Here is a 25,343-nt window from a genome sequence, read left to right on the forward strand (position 1 = left end):
CCCGCCATCACTCTCGGACCGATACGCCATGACGGCAGCGCTTGAATGACTCAATTCTGGATCAGCCTGGCCCTCGGCACCGTCATGCTGGCTGTGATCATTGTCTTGATCCGGCGCGAGCGAGCCTTGCGCCGGCAGCTCGCCGAGTACCGCGAACTGCTGACCCGCGCCGCCGAGGGCCCGCACATCCGGCAGGACGGCGACGCCGAGCGTTTCAAGCGCAGTCAGTATTTTGCCCGGATCGGCACCTGGGATTGGGAGGTCGACACGGACCGGTTGTATTGGTCGGACGCGATCTTCGGCATGTTCGGGTTCAAGATCGGTGAAGTGACGCCCTCCTACGCGCTGTTCTGCTCCTGCGTGCATCCGGACGACCGCGCCAAGGTGCGGGCCGGCGAGCTGCGGTGCCTGGAGACCGGCGAGAACCACGACGAGGAATACCGTGTGGTCTGGCCCGACGGCACCATCCGCTGGCTGCGGGAAACCGGCAACGTGGTGAAGAACGACCACGACACGATGATCAAGATGATGGGCGTGGTGCGCGACATCACCGAGGAGAAGGCCTCGGCCAGTTACCTTCAGCACCTGGCCCACTTCGACCCGCTGACGGGCCTGCCCAATCGCCTGGTGCTGGAGGAACGCCTGTCTCAGGCGCTGGAGCAGGCGCGGCTCACCGCGACCCGTGTGGCCCTGGTGTTCGTGGACCTCAACGGCTTCAAGGCAATCAACGACCGTTACGGCCACGCCGCCGGCGACCGCGTGCTGATCACCACCGCCACCCGCCTCAAGCGCATCCTGCGCGCCAGCGACACCGTCGCGCGGATCGGCGGCGACGAGTTTGTGGTCATCCTCCAGGGCCTGGCGCCGGGCCTGAACCTGCCGGACGAAGCCCGCCGCATCTGCCAGAAGATCTTCGTCGAACTGTCCCCGCCGATCACCATCGGCAACGACCAGCGCCACATCGGCAGCAGCCTGGGGGTCGCGGTGTTTCCCGACCATGCGCCGACCATGGACCGCCTGCTGCACATCGCTGACCTCGCGATGTACGAGGCCAAGCGCAGCGGGAACAATCAGTATCGGTTGGGGGGCGGTCAGGTGTTGAGCGGCACTCGCGTCGAGTGACGCTCAGGATCTGGGTGTGCAATCAGTCTTCCCTGACCAAGTGTGGCCATAGGCTCAACGCACCACCGGCTGAATCTCAACAATGGTCCCGTTGGTGATCATCACCATCACGTATTTGTCGTCGATCTGTACCCATTGCGCCTGTGGCTCGGGATCCCTGAGGCCTTTGCGGCGCCAGTCGGTGATTGCCTTTTCGTTGCGTTGGTAGAGGTCCGGAGCGCGGTCGTGGACCTTCAAGGCGCGGTTGCCGGTCGGGGACTGCACGCTCGGGGCGCTGGAGGTCTCGGCCGCTTGCAGGGGTGTTCCGGTGGCGGCGAGGCCGGCGGCCAGGGCCAGGGTGGCGATCAGGGTTTTGCTGTTCATCGGTGAAGCTCCTGGGTAGGCGGATACCTGAACTCCGACTGTGGAGCGCCGGAATCATTCCTTGCGGATTGCGAATGGCTGGACAGTGTAGTCGCCGACACGGCCGCCATGCCTTGCAGGGCCAGCGCCCACAGGATCCTTGCTCAATCCGTGAACGACACAAACCTGTGGGAGCCAGCCTGCTGGCGATGGCGCCCGTCGAGGCGCCGCGCAGGGTTCAGCGTTCAACCCGCACAGGGCTCAGAACAGTTCGCTGAAGGGAATGAAACGCAACGGGTCGCCCGCACGGTGGGTCGTATGCTCGGGGATCTCCGCCAGGCCGTCCGCCCAGGTCGCGCCCAGCAGCACGCCGGAGCTCTGGTTCGGGTACAGCACCGCCCGTCCCGCCTCCAGCCGCACCCGCAGGTACTCGCGGCGACTGCCGGGCTTGGGCCAGTCGAAGCCGGCGGCCACCGTGACGCTCAGCGGCATCACCTCTTCCACGCCCTGGATGCGCAGCAGATACGGCCGCGCCAGCAAGCCGAACGTCACCAGCGCCGACGTCGGATTGCCCGGCAGGCCGATCACCGGCACGGCGCCGAAGCGGCCCACCGTCAGCGGCTTGCCGGGTTTGATCGCCAACTTCCACAGCAGCGGTTTGCCGTCGTCGCGCAGCACCTGGCCGAGGCAGTCGGCATCCCCCGCCGACACGCCGCCGGTGGTGAGGATCAGGTCCGCGGCCACCTGCAACTGCTCAAGCTTGAGCCGTGTCTGCGCCGGACGGTCCGGCAGGATGCCGGCGTCGATCACCTCGCAGCCCAGCTCGCCCAACCAATGGCTGAGCAGCGTGCGGTTGCTGTTGTAGATGCTGCCGGGGCGCAGCGGTTGGCCGGGCTCGACCAGTTCATCACCGGTGGACAGCAACGCCACCCGCGGGCGGCGCACCACCGGCAGGTGCGTCATGCCTTGCCCCGCCGCCACCGCCAACTCGAACGGCCCCAGGCAATTGCCCGCGCGCAGCAGCACATCGCCGGCCCGGTTTTCCTGGCCTTGGGGGCGGATGTTCTGGCCGGCCTTCAGCGGTTGCAGAAAACGCACCCGGCCGTCCTCCAGCACTTCGGTGTTCTCTTGCATCTCCACGCAGTCGGCCCCCGGCGGCACCGGCGCGCCGGTGAAGATCCGCGCGCAGGTGCCGGGCAGCAGCGCATCCGGCGCCAGACCGGCATAGGCCCGCTGGGACACGGCCAGTGGCTGGCGGTGCAGGTCGGCCAAGCTCAAGGCGTAGCCGTCCATGGCGCTGTTCGGCCAGGGCGGCAGATCCAGGGTCGCCACCAGGTCGCTGGCCAGCACCCGTCCCCTCGCCTCGTCGAGCGGCACCGGTTCGCTGTCCGGCAGACGTTGCGCGTCGGCCATCGCCAACAATTGGTCGAGGGCTTCCTCGACCGGCATCAACGGCGCGCGGCTCATCCGCGCGGCCCGCAGGCCTGCACCGGCTTGAGGTGCGGGACGAAATTGCACGGGCGGTGACGGTTGTCCAACTGCTCGGCCAGGATGCCTTCCCACGCGGTGCGGCAGGCGCCGGTCGAGCCCGGCAGGCAGCACACCAGGGTGCCGTTGGACAGCCCGGCCAGCGCACGGCTCTGCACGGTGGAGGTGCCGATGTCGAGAATCGAGATGGCGCGGAACAGCTCGCCGAAGCCGTCGATCTGCTTGTCCAGCAGGCAGGCCACCGCTTCCGGCGTGCTGTCGCGGCCGGTGAACCCGGTGCCGCCGGTGATCAGCACCACCTGGATGCCGTCGTCGGCGATCCAGTTCGCCACCTGGGCGCGGATCTTGTACAGGTCATCCTTGAGCAGGTTGCGCTCGCTGAGGGTGTGGCCGGCCTCCAACAGACGGCTGACCAGCAACTGGCCGGACGTGTCGCTGGCGTAGTCGCGGGTATCGCTGACCGTCAGCACGGCAATATTCAGGGGAACGAACAGGGCATCCGATTTGGCACTCACGGGAATTCTCCGGCAGTTATCGATTCAACTGAACCAGAGCCTAAGTGCCACTTATGAGGAGTGTCTAATCACTCTAACCAACCGCTCTATCGACCCGCTCTATCGACCGTTTCCGGCCTGTTGCGACCCTCGTCCGCCCCCCTGGGAACGGGCCCGATAGAGACCGTCGATAGGCCGTTAAAAACCTCCGATTGGACGCACGGCGCGACGGATGGGATCGTGGCGCCCTGCACGCCCCGTGCGCCCTGCGCAACTGCGTCAATACTCATACCCACTTTCCCATCGAGCAGGTGCCGTCATGGACATCAAACAACTCAAGTTCCTGATCGCGCTGGACGAGACCCGCCACTTCGGCCAGGCCGCCGCCCGCTGCCACATCACCCAGCCGACCCTGTCGATGCGCCTGCGCAACCTGGAAGATGAACTGGACCTGGTGCTGGTCAACCGCGGCCAGCGCTTCGAAGGCTTCACCCAGGCCGGCGAACGGGTGCTGGCCTGGGCCCGTACGCTGCTGGCCGCCCACGACGGGCTGTTCGCCGAGGCCGCCGCGTGCCGGGGGCAACTGGTGGGCAGCCTGCGCCTGGGCCTGGTGCCGCTGAGCAACTTCAACCCGGTCAATTACATCCAGGGCCTGTCGGGCACGTTCCCGGAGCTGAAGTACAGCCTGACGTCGATGAGCTCGGACGAAATCATCGAGAACCTGGGCAACAACCAGCTGGACCTTGGGGTGTGCTACCTGGATCACGTCAACCCGAACTATTTCGAGTTCTTCGAGATCGGCGAGACCCGCGTCGGCCTGCTCTACGACACCCGCCACTTCCACTTCGACGGCCCGGAAATGAGCTGGGAGGACGCCGCCGAACTGCCGCTGGGCATGATCACCACCGGCATGCACTACCGCAAATCCATCGACCTGAGCTTCCGCAGCCGCGGGCTCAACCCGCAGCCGATCATGGAAAGCGATTCGACCTATCAGCTGCTGCAGGCGATCCACCAGGGCTTCTGCTGCTCGATCATGCCGCTGGACAGCGGGCTGGAAGAGCCCATCGAACACCTGGCCTTCATCAACCTGCCGGACGCCAGCGTGCTGGCCCCGCTGGGGCTGGTGATGCGCAAGACCGAACCGCGTTCGGCCATCGCCGAGAAGTGCTTCGCCGAGGCGCGGCGGATGTTCGGGATTCAAGCGCCCGGGGTTTGAGAAGCTGATCCTGAAACCACCTGCTGTCCACCATCATCGACCAATCCAATCACCGCATCGGAACAAGCGATTGGACGCACTTCGAGGACCTCCGTAGCCTGATCCCCATTCAGCGCTGCGAGGCTTTTTCCGATGGTGTGCCCGATTGAACCGACCGCAAACGACAGCGCCACCGACGCCCCGGCGCCGGTGGCCTACCGCGAATACCTGGACGATGCCCCGGTGTCCCACGCCGCCCTGGCGGCGGAGATCGCCCTGGCCATCACCTACAACGGCCTGAGCCAGGCGGTGATGATGGTCTCGCCGGGCGACGTCGAAGATTTCATCCGCGGCTTCAGCCTGAGCAACGGGATCATCGACAGCCCCGACGAAATCTACGACATCCGCCTGACCCGGTTCGACCAGGCCTGCCAGGCCGACGTGCAGATCTCCAGCCGCGCGTTCTGGGCGCTCAAAGATCACCGCCGGCAGATGGCCGGCACCAGCGGCTGCGGCCTGTGCGGCGTCGAGGCGCTGGAGCAGGCGTTGCCGCAACTGGAGATCCTGCCGCCGGCCCCGTTGCCGCCGGCCGCGCACCTGGCCGGCATCCGCCAGCGCATCGAACAGGCCCAGCCGATGGCCCGCAGCAGCGGCGCCCTGCACGCGGCGCTGTACTTCGGCGCCGAGGGCGAACCCTTGCTGTGCCGCGAAGACATCGGCCGCCACAACGCCCTCGACAAGCTGATCGGCGCGATGCGCTTCGCCGGCCTCGACCCTCGCCAGGGCTTCGTCGCGGTCACCAGCCGCTGCAGCCTGGAGCTGATCCACAAGGCCGTGCGTGCCCGCCTCGGCACGCTGGTCAGCCTCTCGGCACCCACCGCGCTGACTGTGCGCTGGGCGCGCCGGCACCGGCTCAACCTGATCCACATCCCCCACCGCAGCGCCCCGAGAATCTACAGCCCGATCCAGGAGCAACCCGAATGAGCGACACCCTCACCCACCTCGACGACCAGGGCCGGGCCAACATGGTCGATGTCACCGACAAAGCGCCGACCCGGCGTGAAGCCAGCGCCCAGGCCTGGGTGCACATGCGCCCTGAGACCCTGCGGATGATCCAGGCCAACGGCCACCCCAAGGGCGACGTGTTCGCCGTGGCGCGGATCGCCGGGATCCAGGCAGCCAAGCGCACCCACGAGCTGATCCCGCTGTGCCATGCGCTGCTGCTCAGTTCCATTCACGTCGAACTCAAGGCCTGCGAGCCGGACCGGGTGCAGATCGTCGCCACCTGCCGCCTCACCGGCCAGACCGGCGTCGAGCTCGAAGCGCTGACCGCCGCCAGCGTCGCCGCGCTGACGATCTACGACATGTGCAAGGCAGTGGACCGGGCGATGGTCATCGGCGACATCCGCCTTCTGAGCAAACAGGGCGGCCGCTCCGGCCACTTTCAATGGGAGACCCCGCAATGATCCTGATCAACTACTTCGCCAGCTACCGCGACCGCCTCAACCTGGGCGGCGAAAAGATCCCCGCCAGCGACGCATTGGCCTGCGTCGAGGACGTGCGGCAGATGCTCATGGCCCGCGGCGAGCTGTGGCGCGAGGTGCTCGGCGCCGGCAACCTGATGTGCGCGGTGAACCAGGAGCTGTGCCAGACCGACCAGGCGATCGAGGACTTCGACGAGATCGCGTTCTTTCCGCCGGTCACGGGAGGCTGAGGCATGGGGGTTCGAGTCCAGCGCAAAAGCTTCGATGCCGGCCAGTTGATCGCCGACCTGCACGCCCGGAATCCGCGGGTGGGCGCAGTGGTGAACTTCATCGGCTACGTGCGTGACCTGAACGTCGGCCAGCCGGTGAGCGAGCTGTTTCTGGAGCACTATCCGGGCATGACCGAGAAGTCCCTGGCGCAGATCGCCGAACAGGCCCGCGAGCGCTGGCCGCTGCTGGCGGTGGAGATCGTGCACCGGGTGGGCGCGCTGACGGTGACCGAGCCGATCGTGTTCGTCGGCGTCAGCAGCAAGCACCGGCATGCGGCGTTCGAGGCCTGCGCGTTCATCATGGACGTGCTCAAGACCCGCGCGCCGTTCTGGAAACGGGAGACCACGCCGGCCGGCGCGCATTGGGTCGAGGCCCGGGAGAGCGATCAGTCCGCCGCGTTCCGCTGGAGCCTGGCCCACGCTTGAGTTCGGCATCAGGACTGGATCGGCGGAATGTGCCTCGTGGCGAGGGAGCAAACGCCCTCACCACACATGCAGGCCCTTCCCATTCCCACTGAAAAAGCGCAGCGCCCGCTCACGCACTCCCTCGCTTCACAAAAGCCTGATTAGATAGGCGCTCCAAACACCTCGTCCAGGAGCCGCCGGTGAGCGACACGCCCCCCAAGGATCTGCCCAAACCCGACCCCGTCAGCCTGCGCCAGGCCTGGCGCTTCTGGCTCAAGCTGGGCTGCATCGGTTTCGGCGGCCCGGCCGGGCAGATCGCGATCATGCATCAGGAGCTGGTGGAGCGCCGGCGCTGGATCTCCGAGAAGCGTTTTCTGCACGCGCTCAACTACTGCATGCTGCTGCCCGGCCCCGAGGCCCAGCAACTGGCGACGTACATCGGCTGGCTGCTGCACCGCACCTGGGGCGGCGTGGTGGCCGGGGCGCTGTTCGTGCTGCCGTCGCTGTTCCTCCTGATCGGCCTGTCGTGGGTGTACATCGCCTTCGGTGACGTGCCGGCGGTGGCCGGGGTGTTTTACGGGATCAAGCCGGCGGTCACTGCCATCGTCCTGCACGCGGCCCACCGCATCGGCTCTCGGGCCCTGAAGAACGCCTGGCTGTGGGCGATCGCCGCAGCCGCCTTCGTGGCGATCTTCGCCTTCAACGTGCCCTTTCCGCTGATCGTGCTGGGCGCCGCGCTGATCGGCTACGTCGGCGGCCGCTGGGCGCCGCAACGGTTCACGGCCGGCGGCCATCGCAGCGGTGAGAAATCCTACGGTCCGGCCCTGATCGATGACGACACCCCGCCGCCCGAGCATGCCCGATTCAATCCGGGGAAACTGCTGCGCCTGGCGTTGGCCGGCGCCGCGCTGTGGTGCCTGCCGATGGCGCTGCTGACCGCGCTGTTCGGCTGGCACGGCACGTTCACGCAGATGGGCTGGTTCTTCACCAAAGCGGCGCTGCTCACATTCGGCGGCGCCTATGCAGTGTTGCCTTACGTGTATCAGGGAGCGGTCGGCCACTACGGCTGGCTGACGCCCGCGCAGATGATCGACGGCCTGGCGTTGGGCGAGACCACGCCGGGGCCGCTGATCATGGTGGTGGCGTTCGTGGGCTTCGTCGGTGGCTACGTGCAGCCGGCCTTCGGCCCGGAACACGCGTTCGCCGCCGGGGCGCTCGCCGCCGCGCTGGTGACCTGGTTCACCTTCCTGCCTTCGTTCCTGTTCATCCTGGCGGGCGGGCCGCTGGTGGAGTCGACCCACAACGAACTGAAGTTCACCGCGCCGCTCACGGCGATCACGGCGGCGGTGGTCGGGGTGATCCTCAACCTGGCGTGCTTCTTCGCCTGGCATGTGTTCTGGCCCCAGGGGTTCGCCGGCCGGCCCGATGTCTTTTCGGTGCTGCTGGCCCTGGCGGCGGCCATCGCGCTGTTCTTTTTCAAGCGCGGCGTGATCGAGGTGTTGATCGTTTGCGCCCTAACGGGGCTGGGGGTCTACCTGCTGCGCTGAGCCGACGCCGGCGACGGATGCGGCGGAATCAGGCGTTTACTTGTGCGCGGATTCCCCCTTACTATCCAGCCACACCGGCCTGGCGGGGCACTCCCGCCGCCGACGTTTTCCGCCAACGGAAACACGCGTCATGAGCACGTCACCCCAACAACGACTAACGTTGAACGTCTCTTCTGCGTGCGCCCTCCCTCACGGGGGGTGCGCATGAACCGCATCGTCAATCTCCCCATGGCCCTGAGCCGTTCCAAGCTGCGTCACTCCGCACGCCCGCCGGATATCGCCCTGCCCGTCTGATCGCGTCCGTCCGGACCGCGACAGCCCTCCCCTTGCCATCCGATATCCCTGCCGGAACGCCCGGGCCTTGGCCCGTTGCCGCGTCCGGCCCGAACCTGCGCGCCTGTGCGGCGCCACCGTGAGTGATTGACATGAAATTCGCAGCCATTGAAGACGCCCGTACCTTTCTGGAGCAGAACCCCGACATCGACATGTTCGAGCTGTTCATCCTCGACGCCAACGGCGTGCCGCGCGGCAAGCTGCTGCACCGCGAAGAACTGCTCGCCGTGTACGAAAGCGGCCGGCCCCTGCCCAGCACCATCCTCGGCCTGACCGTGCACGGCGAGGACGTGGAAAACTCAGGCCTGGTGTGGGACGTCGGCGACATCGACTGCCGCGCCTACCCGCTGCCGGGCAGCCTGGTGCGCCTGCCGTGGCGGCAGATCCCGACCGCTGCCGTGCAGGTCAGCATGCACCCGCAACAAGGCATGCCGGCCAGCATCGCCGACCCGCGCCACCTGCTGATCAAGGTCATCGAACGCCTGAAGGCCGAGGGTTTCCACCCGGTGATGGCGTGCGAGCTGGAGTTCTACCTGCTCGACGCCCGGCGCGACGGCAACGGCCGGCCGCAACCGGCGCTGGACGCCGACGGCGGCCGACCGCGGCACACACAGGTGTACGGCCTGCGTGAATTGGAGCAGATCGAGCCGTTCCTCGCCGACCTGTACAGCGCCTGCAAGCTGCACGGCATTCCGGCCCGCACGGCAATCTCGGAATACGCGCCGGGCCAGGTGGAAATCACCCTTGAACACGGCGATGCGCTGGAGGCGATGGACCAGGCCGTGCGCTACAAGCGGCTGGTCAAGGCCGTGGCGCACAAGCACGGCATGCAGGCGACGTTCATGGCCAAGCCGTTCGACCACCTGGCGGGCACCGGCATGCACATGCACGTCAGCCTGGCGGACGCTGAGGGGCGCAACCTGTTCGCCTCGGAGGATCCTGCCGGCACGCCGCTGCTGCGCACGGCCATCGGCGGCATGCTCGCCTCGCTGCTCGATTCGCTGCTGCTGTTTTGCCCCAACGCCAACTCCTACCGGCGCTTCCAGGCCAACAGCTATGCGCCGCTGGCGCCGACCTGGGGCGTGGACAACCGCACCGTCAGCCTGCGCGTGCCGGGCGGGCCGGCCCCTACCCGGCATGTCGAACACCGCATCTGCGGCGCCGACGCGAACCCCTATCTGGCGGCCGCGGCGATCCTCGCCGGCATCCACCGCGGCATCAAGGACAACCTCGACCCGGGCGAACCGGTGCAAGGCAACGGCTATGCCCAGGCCAAGGAGCTGCTGCCGACCGACTGGCTGACCTCGCTCACCGCCCTGGAGAACTCGGCCTGGGCCCGGGATGCGCTGGGGCAGGATTTCCTCGGGGTGTACCTGGCGGTGAAACGCGCGGAGTACCGGCAGTTCATGGCGGAGGTGGGTGAGCAGGATTGGCGCTGGTACCTGACCGAGGCCTGAACCCCGCTGCTGAATCCCCCTGTGGGAGCCTCCGCTCCCACAGGGGCTGCAACCGACTTGAATTCCGTGTGGACACTGACATGACCGAACGCTGCAATTCCTACTACACCGCCACCCTCGACCGCGACACCGACTACCCCACGTTGCAGGGGCGGCACAGCGTCGACGTGGTCATCATCGGCGGCGGCTTCACCGGCGTCGCCACCGCCGTGGAACTGGCCGAAAAGGGCCTGAAAGTCGCCATCGTCGAAAGCCACAAGATCGGCTGGGGCGCCACCGGGCGCAACGGCGGCCAGGTCACCGGCAGCCTCTCCGGCGACGGCGCGATGCGCAAACAGATGCGCCGCACCCTGGGCGACGACGTGGACGATTTCATCTGGCACCTGCGCTGGCGCGGGCACGAGATCATCAAGAACCGGGTGGCGAAATACGCCATCGCCTGCGACCTCAAGCACGGCCATCTGCACGCCGCCTACAAGCCGGCCCACCTGGACGGCCTGCGCAGCGACTACGAAGAGGCCGTGCGCCGGGGCATGGGCGATGACGTCAGCCTGCTCGACCGCAGCCAGGTGCGCGACCTGCTGCAAAGCGACCTCTACCACGGCGCCATCAAGAACACCCGCAACCTGCACCTGCACCCGCTCAACCTGTGCATCGGCGAGGCGCGTGCCGCCGAAAGCCTGGGCGCACTGATCTTCGAGCACAGCGAAGTGCTGGAGATCCTCCACGGCGACAGGCCCGGCGTCAGAACCGCCCACGGCCAGATCGACGCCAGCCAGGTGCTGCTGGCCGGCGACGTCTACCACAAGCTCGAACCGGGGCAGCTCAAGGGCAAGATCTTCCCGGCCATGGGCGGCATCGTCACCACCGAGCCCCTGGGCGACCTGGCCCGGCAGATCAACCCCGAGGACCTGGCGGTGTACGACTGCCGCTTCGTCCTCGACTACTACCGCCTCACCGCCGACGGCCGCCTGCTCTTCGGCGGCGGCGCCAACTACAGCGGCAAGGACTCGCGGGACATCGCCGGCGAACTGCGCCCGTGCATCGAACAGACCTTCCCCGCGCTCAAGGGCGTGAGGATCGACTATCAGTGGAGCTGCGCGATGGGCATCGTCATCAACCGCATCCCGCAGCTGGGCAAGCTTTCCGACAACGTCTGGTACTGCCAGGGCTATTCCGGCCACGGCATCGCGACCACGCACATCATGGGCGAGATCATGGGCCGCGCGATCACCGGGCAGATGACGCAGTTCGACACGTTCGCCGCCTGTTCGCACATTCGCGTGCCGATGGGGGATCTGCTGGGCAATCCGATGCTGGCGGCGGGGATGTGGTACTACCAGATGCTGGAAAAACTGCGCTGACCATATCGGCCCTATCGCCAGCAGGCTGGCTCCCACAGTGAATGTGCGGCGAACACAAAACCTGTGGGAGCCAGCCTGCTGGCGATGGGGCCCTCGCCCCCACCGCAACACCTCAGTCAGGCAACTGCTCCACCGCAATCCCCAGCCGCCGGTAATCCTCCACACTGCCCGACGCCACATGCCGCTCGGTGATCAACGTGTGCAGCCGCTCGCAGGGCGCCACCACGAACGGCTCCACCGCACCGAGCTTGTCCGCCGTGGTCACGGCGATCACCTGCGCCGCGCTGTCGAGCAACGCCTGCTTCACCGGCACTTCATCAAAGTGCAGCGAGGTGATCCCCACCTGCGGATGAATCGCGCACACCCCGGTGAACGCCAGGTCCGCCTTGATCGAACCGATCAGGCGCAACGCCTCCTGGCCGCCGGCGGACAAGGTCTTCGGGTTGAGCTGCCCGCCCGCCAGAATCACCTTCACCCCTTGGTATTCGGACAGCGCGACCGCCGTCATCGGTGCAGCGGTCACCGCGGTGATGCGGATGTCCGCCGGCAGCGAACGCGCCACCTGCAGGGTGGTCGAGCCGGAATCGAACATGACGATTTGCCCGTCGCGCACCTTCTGCGCGGCGTATTTGGCCAGTCGGACCTTCACCTCGTCGATCTCGTCCAGGCGGGTGAGGAAATCCTTGCCGGTGTCTTTCGGCCGGGGCAGCGCCCCGCCGTGCACCCGCTGCACCAACCCGGCGCTGTCGAGCTCGGCCAGGTCGCGGCGGATGGTGTCTTCGGATACCGCGAAGTGCTGGCTCAGCTCGGAGGCCATGACCTTGCCGTCACGTTCGAGGATCAAGAGGATTTTCTGGCGGCGCAGGGACGGGAGTTCGGCGGCGGAATGGTCGTGCATGGTTTTGCCTGATTTTGCGTTTTCTTGCAAGATTAGCCGCCACAAGGCAGAAGCACAATGACCTACGCATCACCGGCTACCGCGTTAGCGCAAGGAATGCTAACGACCTGTCAAACCTGACAGGTCAAAGAACGCCGCTACCGACTTAACATGCCCTGACATAAGCACCTGGCAGCCATTGCCTGCCGATTACATGAGGAGAAACTCATGCCTGGGCTCAACAAGACATTAGCCGCCGTGTTTCTTGTCGGGGTCGTGTCGGCAAACGCAACTCTGACACGAGCCGATGTATGTGAAGATGCCTGGAAAACCTCATCAGCCAGCAAGACCTGTGACCTGAAGAGGATGACCATGCAACTTCCGGAAAGCTCGTTCGACGAAGACCGCTTCTGCCTGGTCGAGGCTTCTTGCCTGACCGGAGACACCCGTCAGGAAAATCCCGGAGCTTTTGCGACGCGTCAGATCTACGTCCGCAGTGACTACACCGCCAGACCCTACTTGCAGCAAGTTCCGAACCTGGTGAATTGCAAAGGCGTGCTGAAACTCAATCGGTGCTGAATGTGCAGGTGCCGACCGGGCGGCGTTATCAATGACTTCGATCATTGGAATCACGCATCCGAATTTTTTCTTTTGCGCAGGCCTAGGCACAATGGCGCCGTCAAAAAACGCTTAGGATTAGCCCGCCATGAACCTCAATTTCGCTTTCGCCTGCATGATCGTCGTGTCGTTCGCCATCGCCCTCGGCCACGCGTGATTCAGACGGACGCCGCCAGGTGCTCGCGCAACCATTTGTGCGCCGGGTCGCGGTGCGAGCGCTCGGCCCAGAGCATCGCCATCTCATAGCCCGGCACCGCCAGCGGCGGCTCTACCGCTTGCAGGGTTGAGCTGTCGCGGACCAGCCGCGACGGCAGCATCGCCACCAGATCGGTGCTCGCCAGCACCGATTTGAGCAACAGGAAGTGCGGCACCGACAGCACCACCCTTCTCGACAGCCCCGCCTCTGCCAACGCCTTGTCCGTCACCCCGAAAAAGCCCCCGCCTTCCGGCGACACCAGCACGTGCTCCAGCGCGCAGAAGCGCTCGCGGGTCAGTTCGCCCTGCAGGCCAGGATGGCCGATGCGGCCGGCCAGCACGTAACGCTCGGTGAACAGCGCCCGGCGGTGCAGCTCCAGCGGGGCGTCTTCACTGGTGTGCAGCGCCAGATCGATGACGCCCTGCTCCGCCTGCTTGACCAGATGCTGCGGCGACAGGTCCAGCACCGCCAGCCGCGTGCCCGGCGCCTGGGCGCGCAGGCCGCCCAGCGCCGGGAGCAGCACGGTCGATTCGCCGTAGTCCGACGCCGCGACCTTCCAGGTGTTGTGCGCCTTCGCCGGTTCGAACGGGCTGGCCGGCGCCACCGCCCTCTCCAACGCCTCCAGCGCCTCGCGCAACGGTTCGCGCAACTCGTCGGCCCGTGCCGTCGGGCGCATGCCCCTGGGGCCCGGCAGCAGCAACGGGTCGCCGAAGATCTCGCGCAGCTTGGCCAGGTGCACGCTCACCGAGGGCTGCGACAGGTTCAGCCGCTCGGCGGCGCGGGTGACGTTGTGCTCCGACAACAGCACGTCGAGGGTCAGCAGCAGGTTGATATCCAGCCGTCGCAAATTATTCACTGCTATACCTGATATGTCAGAGATTCATTTCCACTATACCGGCTGGATGCCGATCCTGCTTTCACCCAATCAAGGAGCGTTTCCCCATGAATGTGCTGATGGTCTATGCCCACCCCGAACCGCAATCGCTCAACGGCGCCCTCAAGGACTTCACCGTCCGCCACCTGGAAGCCGCCGGCCACACCGTGCAGGTGTCCGACCTCTACGCGATGAACTGGAAGGCCGCGATCGACGGCGACGACAGCCCCGAACGCGACCGCAGTGCGCCCTTCGAACCGTCGCGCGACTCCAAGCGTGCCTACCGGGACGGCACACAAGCGGCCGACATCGCCCGCGAGCAGGAAAAACTGCTGTGGGCCGACACCCTGATCCTGCAGTTCCCGCTGTGGTGGTTCTCGATGCCGGCGATTCTCAAGGGCTGGGTCGAACGGGTCTACGCCTGCGGCTTTGCCTACGGCGTGGGCGAACACTCCGAGAGCCGCTGGGGCGAGCGCTACGGCGAAGGCAACCTGAAAGGCAAGCGGGCGATGCTGGTGGTGACTGCGGGCGGCTGGGACTCGCACTACGGCCCGCGCGGCATCAACGGGCCTATCGACGACCTGCTGTTCCCGATCCAGCACGGGGTGCTGTACTACCCCGGCTTCGATGTGCTGCCGCCGTTCGTGGTGTACCGCACCGGGCGGATGGACGAGGCACGGTTTGCCCGCACCTGCGACGAACTGGGCTCACGGCTGGATGAGCTGTGGAGCACCCGGCCGATTGCGTTCCGGCAGCAGAACGGCGGGGATTACGAGATTCCTTCGTTGACGCTCAAAGAGGATGTGGCGCCGGAGCGTACGGGGTTTGCTGCTCACCTGCGCTGACCTGCACGGGTCATGCTCACGTATCCCAGTGCTACGTCTGCATGACCCGCAATGAATGGGCAATCAACCGTTCTTGAGTCGCATGCAATCCATGAAGTCTTCGGTCGCCCATCCGACGCTGCCGTTGCCATCGAAGCGCTCATTGATCAAGTGCAGTGTCATTGAGGACGCTGCCTGCGCAGACATCGGGAAAAACGCACCGCCTGGCTCACTGTGCATGAAAAAGTCGCCCAGTTTGGCAGAGCAATGTTCACAGTGATTCATGTAGTAAATCGCTCCCGCCATCTTGCTGTGATCGGGCTGGTAGCGAGTGGAGTAGGTACGAAGTTGTTTGATGACCGATGGCGACAATGTGCTGATGTTTGACAACCCGACCCGGACCCCGTGACTTACCCAGTAGCCCAATCCGCTTTCCAGGGAAAAGCCGGTGTCCTCGTCCTCTTCGGCATATTCGAATTGCTCGTGCTCCTCCGGGAGCTTGAATGAGAAAACGCGGGTGGGGCAGTAGCACTTCCAGCACTCCGTTGACGACTGCAAGATGAAATAGTACGGGGAGCGCAGGTAAAACTCCGGCTCATGCTCCAGACCGGGCTCCTCCGGTCGAGGCAACCAACGTGCAAAAGCCTCAGTGCTCACACCCTCCGGCACAAACCAGGTCTTTGCTTGGGCATCCCACCGCGCGCCCAGCAACTTGGCTTGATCCTTTTCCGCATACGGTACCTTCAAATCTATCCGTGCCATCTACCGCTCTCTTCTTCCATGTTTGAATCAAACTGCCGTCAGGATCGCAACCGACCGATCGCCCGCCGGTACTTCTCGATCCGCTCAAGATCCTCCCACCCCGGCGAGGCGATCCGCGACAGGTCGCTGTTCTCTTCCAGGTCCGCCAGCTTCACCGCCCGCCCGATGGGGTTCAGGGCCACCCGCTCGATGAAGTCCTCGTAGGCTTCGCCCGGCACTTTGGTCACCGATTCGATGGCCGTCAGCACCGTTTCGCTGAACCCCTCCTTGCGCAGATCGTCGAGGCTGACATCGCAGTCCTCGACCACATCGTGGAGCACGGCGACGATGCGTTCCTCCAGGCTGCTCATGCGCAACATGACTTTCAGAGGATGCAGAATGTACGGCGCCCCGCCCTTGTCCACTTGCCCCGCATGGGCCGTGGCGGCGATGGCGATGGCGCGTTCCAGCGTTTGAGTCATGGGATGTCCTCGGTTCAGACGCCGTACCGGCCGCCGACGTGAATGTTGCGTTTAAGCCAACTGCCGACGGCCTTCAACCGCCCCACCGGTTTTGCCGGCTCGGCGTAGCGCTGGAGGATCAACGAAACCAGGGCGGCCTGATCCGCCATCGGCTGCGCATCGATCAACTCGGCCACCCACGGGCAACCGGCTCTCTTGAGATGTACGCGCCACTCGCCGGGCCAGTCGTCCAGTTCGTCCAGCGCCAACCACCGCACCCCGCCCTGCTCCGCATGCCCGCCGCCGATGGATTGCTCGAAACAGAACGGCGTGCCCGGGCGGGACAGGTCGAGGCTGAAAATATAGACGTCCTGGGTGAGGTGCTGCGTGGTGGGGGCGTTGTTGCGGCTGCCGATGGTGATCATGGGAGGTTCCGTCCTTGGGCGAAGCGTTGCAGATGGGGTGCAGTCTACGGCCCGGTGCCGCGTGGCGAAACCTTCGGCGATGAACTGTGGCGCAGTGGCCGCAAGGTCCGGCCGGCTCACCCCGCCGTCAGGTTCCGCGCGCCAATGAATAAGGGACATCTGACGATGTCCCTTTCTCTTGCCTCAACGGTTCATGGAACTCACGCAAGAAAGCACCAACAATAAGCCAACTTCCGTCGGGCTGCGGAGCGCCCCACAGTCCCCCCGAGCCCTGTCTCCTGGCACCCTGCAGCGCCCAAATAACATGAACGATGTGCTTCGATTGATTGAACAGAAAAATATTCAAACCAAAAGTTACAATCGAGAAAATGCCAAACAAATCGTAACATTCACCTTGGCCATACAAAACCACAAAGAATAGCCAAAATAGCAAAAAACCATAAAAACTGTAATTTATTACAGTCGAAAAAACAAAACAACCTCCCTACTATTTTAAGACCAACCAAGTGATCCACCACAAACCAGGGAGAAACACAAAATGGCCAATAATCTTAACGGCAATTATGACGGTGGTAGCGGAAACATTTACCGCCTAGTAATCGATAGCCATGATGAGTCTAAGGGTAGATTTAGCGGATATTTCCATAACACTCAGAATGACAAGTGGGAAAAAGTAAACGGGGGTTTTAGTTTTTACAGTGATGGCCGGGATGAAACGGTGCTCCAAGTCTCAACCTCTGTCGGCTCATGGAGATGGGAAGCCGACTATGTTAATGGCAGTCCTTCCTTCGCAAAATGGTATGCCAAATTGAACGGAACAGAAACAACAGAGTTCTATCGAGAGTCACAAACACCAAAAATACCAACTATAGCTGAATTGAAGTATGGCGATTAGTGCAAAAACACCGACACCCACGATAGAAAAGGTGGCAGAGTTGCTTCGCAACCCTGCCACCTGTTTTATATTTATGCCACACCAAAAATGCTTTTAGCACTCAAATATTAAAACTAGCCAATTCCCACTCTCAAAAATTCGCCGGAGTGTTCGCGCTGATGATCTCAGCCTCATCCGCCCCAATGTTCCGGAACTTATGCGGCAGCGTAGTCGGGAAGTAGTACCCGTCCCCCGCGCTCAGCACGCTCACCTGCCCGTCCACCGTCAGTTCCACGGTGCCACGGGTCACCAAGCCGCACTCTTCGCCTTCGGCGTGCACGATCGGCTCTTCGCCGGAGCTCGCGCCCGGCGCGTACTGTTCGCGCAGCAGGCGCATCTGGCGGCTGGGGACGGAGGCGCCGATCAGCAGCAGGCGCAGGCCGTGGCGGCCGAGGTCGGGCTGTTCGTTGGCGCGGAAGACGTATTGGTGTTCGCGCGGGGGCTGGTCGAAGGTGAAGAAGTCGGCCAGGGACATCGGTATGCCTTCGAGCAGCTTTTTCAGCGAGCTGACGGAAGGGCTGACGCGATTCTGTTCGATCAGGGAGATGGTGGCATTGGTCACGCCGCTACGCCGGGCCAGCTCGCGCTGGGAGAGTTTGTAGCTTTCGCGTACTAGTTTGAGTCGAGAACCCGTATCCATGACAGCCTTATGTTGAGGTACTTAAGGGCAATGGGGGTGGGTGGCGGGTGACGCGCCGGGGGCGCGGATCACGTTGCTCCCGTGTCCCGGAACCGTGAAAGGCGGCTATTAAATCACGTTTGGTGGTGTTGCTCAGCAGGTTCGATGGACGGTGGTGCAAAAGTCCTTTTTGTCGTGTGTTGGCGCGTGTTTTTGCGTAGGTTTGCGGGATTTTGGGGGGCGCGGCCTCTTCGCCGGCAAGTCGAATCGTCGCACCGCAGCGCCCACAGTTTTTTGGGGTGTCAGGGGGATTGGAGGTGAATGTGCCGGCCTCATCGCTTGCAGGCAAGCGCCTACAGGGGTGTGGGGTTGCGGGCAAAAACCGGCGGCGCCTGTGCGGGGCCGCCGCCGGGGAGGTAAATCAGATGCCGAAACGGTCGCGCAGCGAGTAGTACGCGGCGCCCATGGCGGTGAGCGGGGCCTGGAAGGTGCGGCCGCCGAACATCGGCATGTGCGGCAGGGAAGCGAAGGCGTCGAAGCGTTCGGCGTCGCCGCGGATCATTTCCGAGATCAGCTTGCCGGCCAGGTGCGAGCAAGTGACGCCGTGGCCGCTGTAGCCCTGCATGTAGTAGGCATTCTTCTCGATGCGGCCGAACTGCGGCATGCGCGACATGGTCAGCAGGAAGTTGCCGGTCCAGCGGTAGTCGATCTTCACGTCCTTGAGCTGCGGGAAGGTCTTGAGGATCTTCGGGCGGATCAGGGTTTCGATGTCGTCCGGCTCGCGGGCGCCGTAGACCACGCCGCCGCCGTACAGCAGCCGGTTGTCCGCGGTGAGGCGGTAGTAGTCGAGCAGGTAGTTGCAGTCCTCGACGCAGTAATTGTTGGTGATCAGGCTGCGGGCCTGCTTCTCGGTCAACGGTTCGGTGACGCAGATCTGCGAGCCGCACGGCATGCTCTTGGCCGTCACGCGGTTGTCCAGGCCCTGCGGCAGGTAGGCGTTGCCGGCGATCAGCAGGTACTTGGCGCGCACCTGGCCTTTGGCGGTACGCACGACATTGGGCTCACCGTACTTGATTTCCACGGCGGCGGACTGCTCGTAGATCTTGCCGCCCAGGCGCACGATGGCCGCGGCTTCGCCGAGGGCCAGGTTCAGCGGGTGGATGTGGCCGCCCTGCATGTCCAGCAGGCCGCCGACGTAGGCGTCGGAGCCGACTTCACGACGGATGTCCGCCGCGTCCAGCAGCTTCAGGTTGCGGTTGCCGTAGCGTTCCCAGCTGCGCTTCTGCTCGGCGAGGCCCTTGAGCTGCTTCTTGTTCATCGCCGCGAAGATGCCGCCGGGGCGGTAGTCGCATTGGATGTCGTATTGCTTGATGCGCGAACGGATGATGTCGGCGCCTTCGAAGATCATGCTGCCGAGGATCTCGGCGGTCTTGTCGCCGTAGCGCGCCTCGATCACATCGACGTCGCGGCTGTAGGAGTTGACCAGTTGCCCGCCGTTGCGGCCGCTGGCGCCGTAGCCGACCTTCGCCGCTTCCAGCACCGTCACCTTGTAGCCGGCCTCGGTCAGGAACAGCGCCGAGGACAGGCCGGTGTAGCCGGCGCCGATGATGCAGACATCGCAGTCCACCGCTTCTTCCAGGGTCGGGAAGTCGATGGTTTCGTGGCGGGTGGCCGCGTAGTAGCTGTTGACGTGTTGCTGTTTCATTTTCTTGTTCTCCGAGGGCCGCCGGCACGTGCCGGCGGCCGCCGCTGCAAATTAGGTCAGAGCTTGATCCAGGTCGCTTTCAGCTCGGTGTACTTGTCGAAGGCGTGCAGCGACTTGTCGCGGCCGTTGCCAGACTGCTTGAAGCCGCCGAACGGCGCGGTCATGTCGCCGCCGTCGTACTGGTTGACCCACACGCTGCCGGCGCGCAGGCCACGGGCGAAGGTGTGGGCCTTGCTCAGGTTGCTCGTCCAGACCCCGGCGGCGAGGCCGAAGATGCTGTCGTTGGCGATCTGCAGCGCCTCTTCGACGGTGTCGAAGGTGATCAGCGACAGCACCGGGCCGAAGATCTCTTCGCGGGCGATGGTCATGGCGTTGGTCACGCCGTCGAAGATCGCCGGCTGCACGTACAGGCCGCCGGTCTCTTCGAGGGTGCGCTGGCCGCCGGCGATCAGTTCGGCGCCCTGCTCCCGGCCGATGCCGATGTAGCGCAGGACGTTGTCCAGCTGCCGCTGATCGACCACCGCGCCGACGGTGGTGGCCGGGTCGAGGGCGTGGCCGGGTTTCCACGCTTGCAGCGCTTCCACCAGCAGCGGGATGAATTGCTCGCGGATCGAACGCTCCACCAGCAGACGCGAGCCGGCGGTGCAGACTTCGCCCTGGTTGAAGGCGATGGCGCTCGCCGCCGCTTGTGCGGCCGCACGCAGGTCCGGCGCATCGGCGAACACCACGTTGGGGCTCTTGCCGCCGGCTTCGAGCCACACGCGTTTCATGTTGCTTTGGCCGGCGCAGATCATCAGTTGCTTGGCGATGGCCGTGGAGCCGGTGAAGGCCAGCACGTCGACGTCCATGTGCAGCGCCAGCGCCTTGCCGACGGTGTGGCCGAAGCCCGGCAGGACGTTGAACACGCCTTTGGGAATGCCCGCGTCCAATGCCAGTTGCGCGATGCGGATCGCGGTCAGCGGGGATTTCTCCGAAGGCTTGAGGATGAACGAGTTGCCGGCGGCCAGGGCCGGGGCGAACTTCCAGCTGGCCATGATCAGCGGGAAGTTCCACGGCACGATGGCCGCGACCACGCCGGACGGCTCGCGGGTCACCAGGCCCAGTTGGTCGTGGGGCGTGGCGGCGACTTCGTCGTAGATCTTGTCGATGGCCTCGGCGCTCCAGCGGATCGCGTTGGCGGTCGCCGGCACGTCGATGCTCATCGAGTCGCTGATCGGCTTGCCCATGTCGAGGGTTTCCAGCAGCGCCAGTTCTTCCTGGTGCTCAAGGATCAGATCGGCGAAACGGATCAGGATGCGCTTGCGTTCGGCCGGGGCCTTGTTGGCCCAGACGCCGGAATTGAAGGTCTGACGGGCGACTTCGACGGCAAGGTTAGCGTCGGCTTCGTCGGTGCTGGCCACGGACGCCAGGAAGCGGCCGTCGACCGGGCTCAGGCATTCGAACGTGGCGCCGCCGATGGCCGGGCGGTACTCGCCGTTGATGAAGGCGCGGCCTTCGAGGGTCAGGGACTGGAAACGCTGTTCCCAGTCGTTGCGGGTCATGGTCATGGCTGTGGCTCCCACAGGGAATGGAGTGTTCTTTCGGACTTGTGGTTTGCGCCGGACACTGTGGATCCGGCGGTGGTCTTCAGACCGTATGCAGGTACCAGTTGTACTCAAGGTCGGAGATCGAGTTCTCGAACTCGGCCAGTTCGCTTTCCTTGCACGCGACGAACACGTCGATGTACATCGGGTCGATGTACCGGGCCATGACTTCGCTGTCGTCCAGCACCCGCAGCGCGTCGCGCAGGTTGTTCGGCAGGCTCTGTTCGTTCTGCTCGTAGCTGTTGCCTTCGGTCGGCGCCGGCGGCTCGATCTTGTTGGTCAGGCCGTGGTGCACGCCCGCCAGCACCGACGCCATCAGCAGGTACGGGTTGGCGTCGGCGCCGGCCACGCGGTGTTCGATGCGCACGGCGTCCGGCGAGCCGGTCGGCACACGCACGGCCACGGTGCGGTTGTCGATGCCCCAGCTCGGCGAGTTCGGCACGTAGAACTGCGCGCCGAAACGACGGTACGAGTTGACGTTCGGGCAGAGGAAGGCCATCTGCGCCGGCAGGGTCTCCAGCACACCGCCGATCGCGTGACGCAGCGCGGCGTTCTGCTCGGGATCCTCGCTGGCGAAGATGTTGTTGCCTTCCTTGTCCAGGATCGAAATGTGCACGTGCAGACCGTTGCCCGCCTGGCCCGGGTACGGCTTGGCCATGAAGGTGGTGTCCATCTCGTGGTCGTAGGCGATGTTCTTCACCAGACGCTTGAGCAGGATCGCGTATTCGCACGCCTTGATCGGGTCGGACACGTGGTGCAGGTTGACTTCGAACTGCGCCGGGGCGCTTTCCTTGACGATGGCGTCGGCGGGGATGCCCTGCTCTTTCGCGCCTTCGAGGATGTCTTGCAGGCAGTCGACGTATTCGTCGAGGTCGTCGATCAGGTAGACCTGGGTCGACACCGGGCGCTTGCCCGACACCGGCGAACGCGGCGACTGCGGACGGCCGTTCACGTTGTCCTGGTCGATCAGGTAGAACTCAAGCTCGAACGCGGCGCAGATGGTCAGGCCCAGTTCGTCGAACTTGCGCACCACGTTGGCCAGCACTTCGCGCGGGTCGGCGAAGAACGGCTCGCCTTCGAGTTCATGCATGGTCATCAGCAGTTGGGCGGTCGGACGCTTCTGCCATGGCTCGATGCTGAGGGTGCCGGGAATCGGGTAGCAGATGCGGTCCGCGTCGCCGATGTCCAGGCCAAGGCCGGTGCTCTCGACGGTGGAGCCGTTGATGTCGAGGGCAAAGAGCGAAGCCGGCAGGTTGATGCCTTTCTCGTAGACCTTGTGAAGACTGGTGCGCTCGATGCGCTTGCCGCGCACCACACCGTTCATGTCTGCAATCAGAAGGTCGACGTACAAAACCTCAGGATGTTTCTTAAGGAATGCGTTTGCTTCGTTGAGTTGAACGGCACGCAGAGGGACCGACATGATGCACCTATTTAGCTGTTAATTATTATGTTCACTGCTGTTTCGCGGAGCCAGTCAACCCGAACGGCAAAGTGAAGTCAATAGCGAACACAGGGCCGTTCAGCGTTTATTTTTCGGGCTTTTTTTAACATTCGCATGCCGACGCAGGCGCCAGAGCGGCGGAAATCCTGAAGATTGGATGAACGGCGTTTAGAATTTTTTACATGGCAGTTGTTAATTAAAATAAACGCGGCTAAGCTCCGGAAAAGCTCGTTCAAGTGTCAAACTTCGAGGTGAATAAAAATGGCATTCAAGCCATTGATCGGCGTTACTGCGTGCGTCAAACAGATCGGCCTGCACCCCTACCACATCAGCGGCGACAAGTACGTGCGTGCTGTCAGCGTCGCGGCGCAGGGGCTGCCGGTGGTCATTCCTTCCCTGGGCGGACTGACGGAAATCGGCGACCTGCTCGGTCAGCTCGACGGCCTGCTGCTCACCGGCTCGCCCTCCAACGTGGAACCCTTCCACTATCAGGGCCCGGCCAGCGCTCCCGGCACGGATCACGATCCGGCGCGGGACGCCACCACTCTTCCCCTATTGCGTGCGGCCATTGCGGCGGGCGTTCCGGTGCTCGGCATCTGCCGCGGCTTCCAGGAAATGAACGTGGCCTTCGGCGGCAGCCTGCACCAGAAGGTGCATGAGCTGCCGGGCATGCTCGACCACCGCGAAGCCGACAGCCCGGATGTCGCCGTGCAGTACGCCCCGGCCCATGCCGTGACGGTGCTGGCCGGCGGCGTGTTCGAGGCGCTGGAGCTGCCGGGCGAATTTCAGGTCAACTCCATCCACAGCCAAGGCATCGACCGCCTCGCCCCCGGCCTGCGCGCCGAAGCGGTGGCGCCGGACGGTCTGATCGAGGCGGTGTCGGTCGAGCACAGCCCGACGTTCGCCGTCGGCGTGCAATGGCATCCGGAGTGGCAGGTGCTGGACAACCCGCCCTACCTGAAGATTTTCCAGGCGTTCGGCGCGGCCTGCCGGCAACGTGCGGCGCAGCGCCACCAGCGCTGACCTCCCCCGTAGACGCAACACCCTTTACTGCCCCCACGGGAGCGGCGGCTGTGCGTGTGCACATCCGTCACCCGTGAAAACAACGAAACCGCAATAACAACAAGTACGACCAGGCAGCCAGGACGGCGGCGCCGAACAAGCCGGATCGGCAGGAGTGTCGGCAATCGGATCGATGCAAAACCCTGTGGGAGCTGGCTTGCCAGCGATGAGGCCTTCACCCTCGACATTGAGGGTGACTGACCCGCCGCCATCGCTGGCAAGCCAGCTCCCACAGGGGGATGCGGTCCGAGAGGAATGACTCCAAACGATCTGCAATCCACTTTTGAGCCAGGCCATTTGGCCCGGCGACTGAAACCTGTTGGGAGTTTCACATGGCAAACGCCTCCAGCACTTACAGGAAGGCCCTTGAAGGTCATCAGCAACCGAAGAAGGTTCTGGTGAAAGTCGATCGCGTCACCAAGAAATTCGACGAAACCACCGCCGTGGACGACGTGTCCCTGGAGATCCATCAGGGCGAGATCTTCGCCCTGCTCGGCGGCTCTGGTTCCGGCAAGTCGACCCTGCTGCGCATGCTCGCCGGTTTCGAGCGTCCCACCGACGGGCGGATCCTGCTCGACGGCGTGGACATCACCGACATGCCGCCGTACGAACGACCGATCAACATGATGTTCCAGTCCTATGCGCTGTTCCCGCACATGACGGTGGCGCAGAACATCGCCTTCGGCCTCAAGCAGGACCGTTTGCCGGCCAGCGAGATCGACGCCCGTGTCGAAGAGATGCTGCGCCTGGTGCACATGACCCAATACGCCAAGCGCAAGCCGCACCAACTGTCCGGCGGTCAGCGCCAGCGTGTGGCCCTGGCCCGTTCGCTGGCCAAGCGGCCCAAGCTGCTGCTGCTCGACGAACCGATGGGCGCGCTGGACAAGAAGCTGCGCTCGCAGATGCAGCTGGAGCTGGTGGAGATCATCGAGCGCGTGGGCGTGACCTGCGTGATGGTGACCCACGACCAGGAAGAGGCCATGACCATGGCCGAGCGCATCGCGATCATGCACCTGGGCTGGATCGCCCAGGTCGGCAGCCCGGTGGACATCTATGAGGCGCCGGTCAACCGCATGGTCTGCGAATTCATCGGCAACGTGAACGCCTTCGACGGCACCGTGGTGGAAGACCTCGAAGGCCACGCGATCATTCACAGCCCCGACCTTGCGCAGAAGATCTACGTCGGCCACGGCGTCAGCACCTCGGTGCAGGACAAATCGATCACCTACGCGATCCGTCCGGAAAAGATGCTGGTCAGTTCCCTCAAGCCCGAAGCCCGCTACAACTGGTCCGAAGGCAAGGTGCACGACATCGCCTACCTCGGCGGCCATTCGGTGTTCTACGTCGAGCTGCCCGGCGGCAAGATCGTCCAGTCGTTCATGGCCAACGCCGAACGCCGCGGCGCACGGCCGACCTGGGACGACAAGGTCTACGTCTGGTGGGAAGACGACAGCGGCGTGGTGCTGCGCTCATGAGCACT

26 protein-coding genes are annotated in these 25,343 nt (G+C 64.5%); 14 read left to right on the forward strand and 12 right to left on the reverse strand.

All coding sequences use genetic code 11. From position 1 onward, the window contains the following. Window positions 1-45: 45 nt before the first annotated feature. On the forward strand, window positions 46-1,122 hold the full coding sequence (locus tag CAG33_RS18460) for a sensor domain-containing diguanylate cyclase (protein ID WP_085583377.1): 1,077 nt from the start codon (window positions 46-48) through the stop codon (window positions 1,120-1,122). A 54-nt stretch (window positions 1,123-1,176) separates the two neighbouring features. Here CAG33_RS18460 and CAG33_RS18465 read toward each other — a convergent pair whose 3' ends face one another. The 3 genes from CAG33_RS18465 to moaB form a co-directional block, all read right to left on the reverse strand. Further along, on the reverse strand, window positions 1,177-1,485 hold the full coding sequence (locus CAG33_RS18465; protein ID WP_085583375.1) for an RcnB family protein: 309 nt from the start codon (window positions 1,483-1,485) through the stop codon (window positions 1,177-1,179). Window positions 1,486-1,725: 240 nt separating this feature from the next. Beyond that, on the reverse strand, window positions 1,726-2,931 hold the full coding sequence (glp, locus tag CAG33_RS18470) for a gephyrin-like molybdotransferase Glp (protein ID WP_085639926.1): 1,206 nt from the start codon (window positions 2,929-2,931) through the stop codon (window positions 1,726-1,728). Continuing rightward, window positions 2,928-3,467, reverse strand: a complete 540-nt coding sequence (moaB, locus tag CAG33_RS18475; RefSeq protein WP_085583371.1) for a molybdenum cofactor biosynthesis protein B — start codon at window positions 3,465-3,467, stop codon at window positions 2,928-2,930. The genes glp and moaB overlap by 4 nt, the downstream gene beginning before the upstream one ends. Window positions 3,468-3,765: 298 nt before the next feature. Between moaB and CAG33_RS18480 the strand changes: the two genes are divergently transcribed. The 8 genes from CAG33_RS18480 (at window position 3,766) to CAG33_RS18515 (ending at window position 11,503) form a co-directional block, all read left to right on the forward strand. Beyond that, complete coding sequence (locus tag CAG33_RS18480) at window positions 3,766-4,665, forward strand: LysR family transcriptional regulator (RefSeq protein WP_085583369.1); 900 nt, start codon at window positions 3,766-3,768, stop codon at window positions 4,663-4,665. A gap of 132 nt (window positions 4,666-4,797) precedes the next feature. Next, window positions 4,798-5,628 (forward strand): formate dehydrogenase accessory sulfurtransferase FdhD, encoded by an 831-nt coding sequence (fdhD, locus tag CAG33_RS18485; protein ID WP_085583367.1) that lies wholly within the window; start codon window positions 4,798-4,800, stop codon window positions 5,626-5,628. Then, window positions 5,625-6,110 carry a cyclic pyranopterin monophosphate synthase MoaC gene (gene moaC / locus CAG33_RS18490; RefSeq protein WP_085583365.1) on the forward strand — a complete coding sequence of 162 codons (486 nt, stop codon included), beginning with the start codon at window positions 5,625-5,627 and terminating at the stop codon, window positions 6,108-6,110. The genes fdhD and moaC overlap by 4 nt, the downstream gene beginning before the upstream one ends. Beyond that, window positions 6,107-6,358, forward strand: a complete 252-nt coding sequence (locus tag CAG33_RS18495; protein WP_085583364.1) for a MoaD/ThiS family protein — start codon at window positions 6,107-6,109, stop codon at window positions 6,356-6,358. The genes moaC and CAG33_RS18495 overlap by 4 nt, the downstream gene beginning before the upstream one ends. 3 nt (window positions 6,359-6,361) lie before the next feature. Further along, window positions 6,362-6,823 (forward strand): molybdopterin synthase catalytic subunit MoaE, encoded by a 462-nt coding sequence (gene moaE, locus CAG33_RS18500; protein ID WP_085583362.1) that lies wholly within the window; start codon window positions 6,362-6,364, stop codon window positions 6,821-6,823. Between the two features lie 179 nt (window positions 6,824-7,002). Beyond that, entirely contained in the window at window positions 7,003-8,349 is a 1,347-nt protein-coding gene (gene chrA, locus CAG33_RS18505; RefSeq protein ID WP_085639929.1) for a chromate efflux transporter, read from the forward strand. Between the two features lie 425 nt (window positions 8,350-8,774). Further along, window positions 8,775-10,139 carry a glutamine synthetase family protein gene (locus CAG33_RS18510; protein ID WP_085583358.1) on the forward strand — a complete coding sequence of 455 codons (1,365 nt, stop codon included), beginning with the start codon at window positions 8,775-8,777 and terminating at the stop codon, window positions 10,137-10,139. Between the two features lie 80 nt (window positions 10,140-10,219). Beyond that, entirely contained in the window at window positions 10,220-11,503 is a 1,284-nt protein-coding gene (locus tag CAG33_RS18515; RefSeq protein ID WP_085583356.1) for an FAD-binding oxidoreductase, read from the forward strand. Window positions 11,504-11,615: 112 nt separating this feature from the next. Here the strand turns inward: CAG33_RS18515 and CAG33_RS18520 are convergent, their stop codons facing one another. After that, the gene (locus CAG33_RS18520) at window positions 11,616-12,401 is read right to left on the reverse strand and encodes a DeoR/GlpR family DNA-binding transcription regulator (RefSeq protein WP_085583354.1); all 786 of its coding nucleotides are present in this window, start codon (window positions 12,399-12,401) and stop codon (window positions 11,616-11,618) included. A 207-nt stretch (window positions 12,402-12,608) separates the two neighbouring features. Between CAG33_RS18520 and CAG33_RS28315 the strand changes: the two genes are divergently transcribed. Continuing rightward, a complete protein-coding gene (locus CAG33_RS28315) occupies window positions 12,609-12,959 on the forward strand; it encodes a hypothetical protein (RefSeq protein WP_139831359.1) in 351 nt (116 codons plus the stop codon). A 197-nt stretch (window positions 12,960-13,156) separates the two neighbouring features. Here the strand turns inward: CAG33_RS28315 and CAG33_RS18530 are convergent, their stop codons facing one another. Beyond that, window positions 13,157-14,050, reverse strand: coding sequence for a LysR family transcriptional regulator (locus tag CAG33_RS18530; protein WP_170930026.1), 894 nt, complete (start codon window positions 14,048-14,050; stop codon window positions 13,157-13,159). An 86-nt stretch (window positions 14,051-14,136) separates the two neighbouring features. Between CAG33_RS18530 and CAG33_RS18535 the strand changes: the two genes are divergently transcribed. Beyond that, window positions 14,137-14,913 carry an NAD(P)H-dependent oxidoreductase gene (locus CAG33_RS18535; RefSeq protein WP_085583348.1) on the forward strand — a complete coding sequence of 259 codons (777 nt, stop codon included), beginning with the start codon at window positions 14,137-14,139 and terminating at the stop codon, window positions 14,911-14,913. A 63-nt stretch (window positions 14,914-14,976) separates the two neighbouring features. Here the strand turns inward: CAG33_RS18535 and CAG33_RS18540 are convergent, their stop codons facing one another. The 3 genes from CAG33_RS18540 to CAG33_RS18550 are packed head-to-tail and all read right to left on the reverse strand — an operon-like array spanning window position 14,977 to window position 16,519. Beyond that, complete coding sequence (locus CAG33_RS18540; RefSeq protein ID WP_085639935.1) at window positions 14,977-15,654, reverse strand: DUF5710 domain-containing protein; 678 nt, start codon at window positions 15,652-15,654, stop codon at window positions 14,977-14,979. Window positions 15,655-15,692: 38 nt separating this feature from the next. Beyond that, window positions 15,693-16,115, reverse strand: a complete 423-nt coding sequence (locus CAG33_RS18545; protein WP_085583344.1) for an HD domain-containing protein — start codon at window positions 16,113-16,115, stop codon at window positions 15,693-15,695. A 14-nt stretch (window positions 16,116-16,129) separates the two neighbouring features. Further along, window positions 16,130-16,519 (reverse strand): hypothetical protein, encoded by a 390-nt coding sequence (locus tag CAG33_RS18550; RefSeq protein ID WP_085634079.1) that lies wholly within the window; start codon window positions 16,517-16,519, stop codon window positions 16,130-16,132. A gap of 538 nt (window positions 16,520-17,057) precedes the next feature. Here CAG33_RS18550 and CAG33_RS28320 point away from each other — a divergent pair. Then, complete coding sequence (locus CAG33_RS28320) at window positions 17,058-17,414, forward strand: hypothetical protein (protein WP_139833024.1); 357 nt, start codon at window positions 17,058-17,060, stop codon at window positions 17,412-17,414. 130 nt (window positions 17,415-17,544) lie between these two features. Here CAG33_RS28320 and CAG33_RS18555 read toward each other — a convergent pair whose 3' ends face one another. The 4 genes from CAG33_RS18555 to CAG33_RS18570 form a co-directional block, all read right to left on the reverse strand. Beyond that, complete coding sequence (locus CAG33_RS18555; protein ID WP_011333561.1) at window positions 17,545-18,093, reverse strand: cupin domain-containing protein; 549 nt, start codon at window positions 18,091-18,093, stop codon at window positions 17,545-17,547. Between the two features lie 400 nt (window positions 18,094-18,493). Continuing rightward, complete coding sequence (locus tag CAG33_RS18560) at window positions 18,494-19,777, reverse strand: FAD-binding oxidoreductase (RefSeq protein ID WP_085583336.1); 1,284 nt, start codon at window positions 19,775-19,777, stop codon at window positions 18,494-18,496. Window positions 19,778-19,833: 56 nt separating this feature from the next. After that, window positions 19,834-21,324 (reverse strand): aldehyde dehydrogenase, encoded by a 1,491-nt coding sequence (locus tag CAG33_RS18565; protein WP_085639938.1) that lies wholly within the window; start codon window positions 21,322-21,324, stop codon window positions 19,834-19,836. 79 nt (window positions 21,325-21,403) lie between these two features. Beyond that, window positions 21,404-22,780: a glutamine synthetase family protein gene (locus CAG33_RS18570; protein ID WP_085583332.1), complete on the reverse strand. Its 1,377-nt coding sequence runs from the start codon at window positions 22,778-22,780 to the stop codon at window positions 21,404-21,406. Between the two features lie 282 nt (window positions 22,781-23,062). Here CAG33_RS18570 and CAG33_RS18575 point away from each other — a divergent pair, with 282 nt between their 5' ends. Beyond that, window positions 23,063-23,824 carry a gamma-glutamyl-gamma-aminobutyrate hydrolase family protein gene (locus tag CAG33_RS18575; protein WP_085583330.1) on the forward strand — a complete coding sequence of 254 codons (762 nt, stop codon included), beginning with the start codon at window positions 23,063-23,065 and terminating at the stop codon, window positions 23,822-23,824. 371 nt (window positions 23,825-24,195) lie between these two features. Then, window positions 24,196-25,338: an ABC transporter ATP-binding protein gene (locus CAG33_RS18580; protein ID WP_085583328.1), complete on the forward strand. Its 1,143-nt coding sequence runs from the start codon at window positions 24,196-24,198 to the stop codon at window positions 25,336-25,338. Window positions 25,339-25,343 lie beyond the last annotated feature (5 nt).

It is taken from the genome of Pseudomonas sp. B3(2017), assembly GCF_002113595.1.
In the GTDB taxonomy this organism is placed as follows: domain Bacteria; phylum Pseudomonadota; class Gammaproteobacteria; order Pseudomonadales; family Pseudomonadaceae; genus Aquipseudomonas; species Aquipseudomonas ekonensis.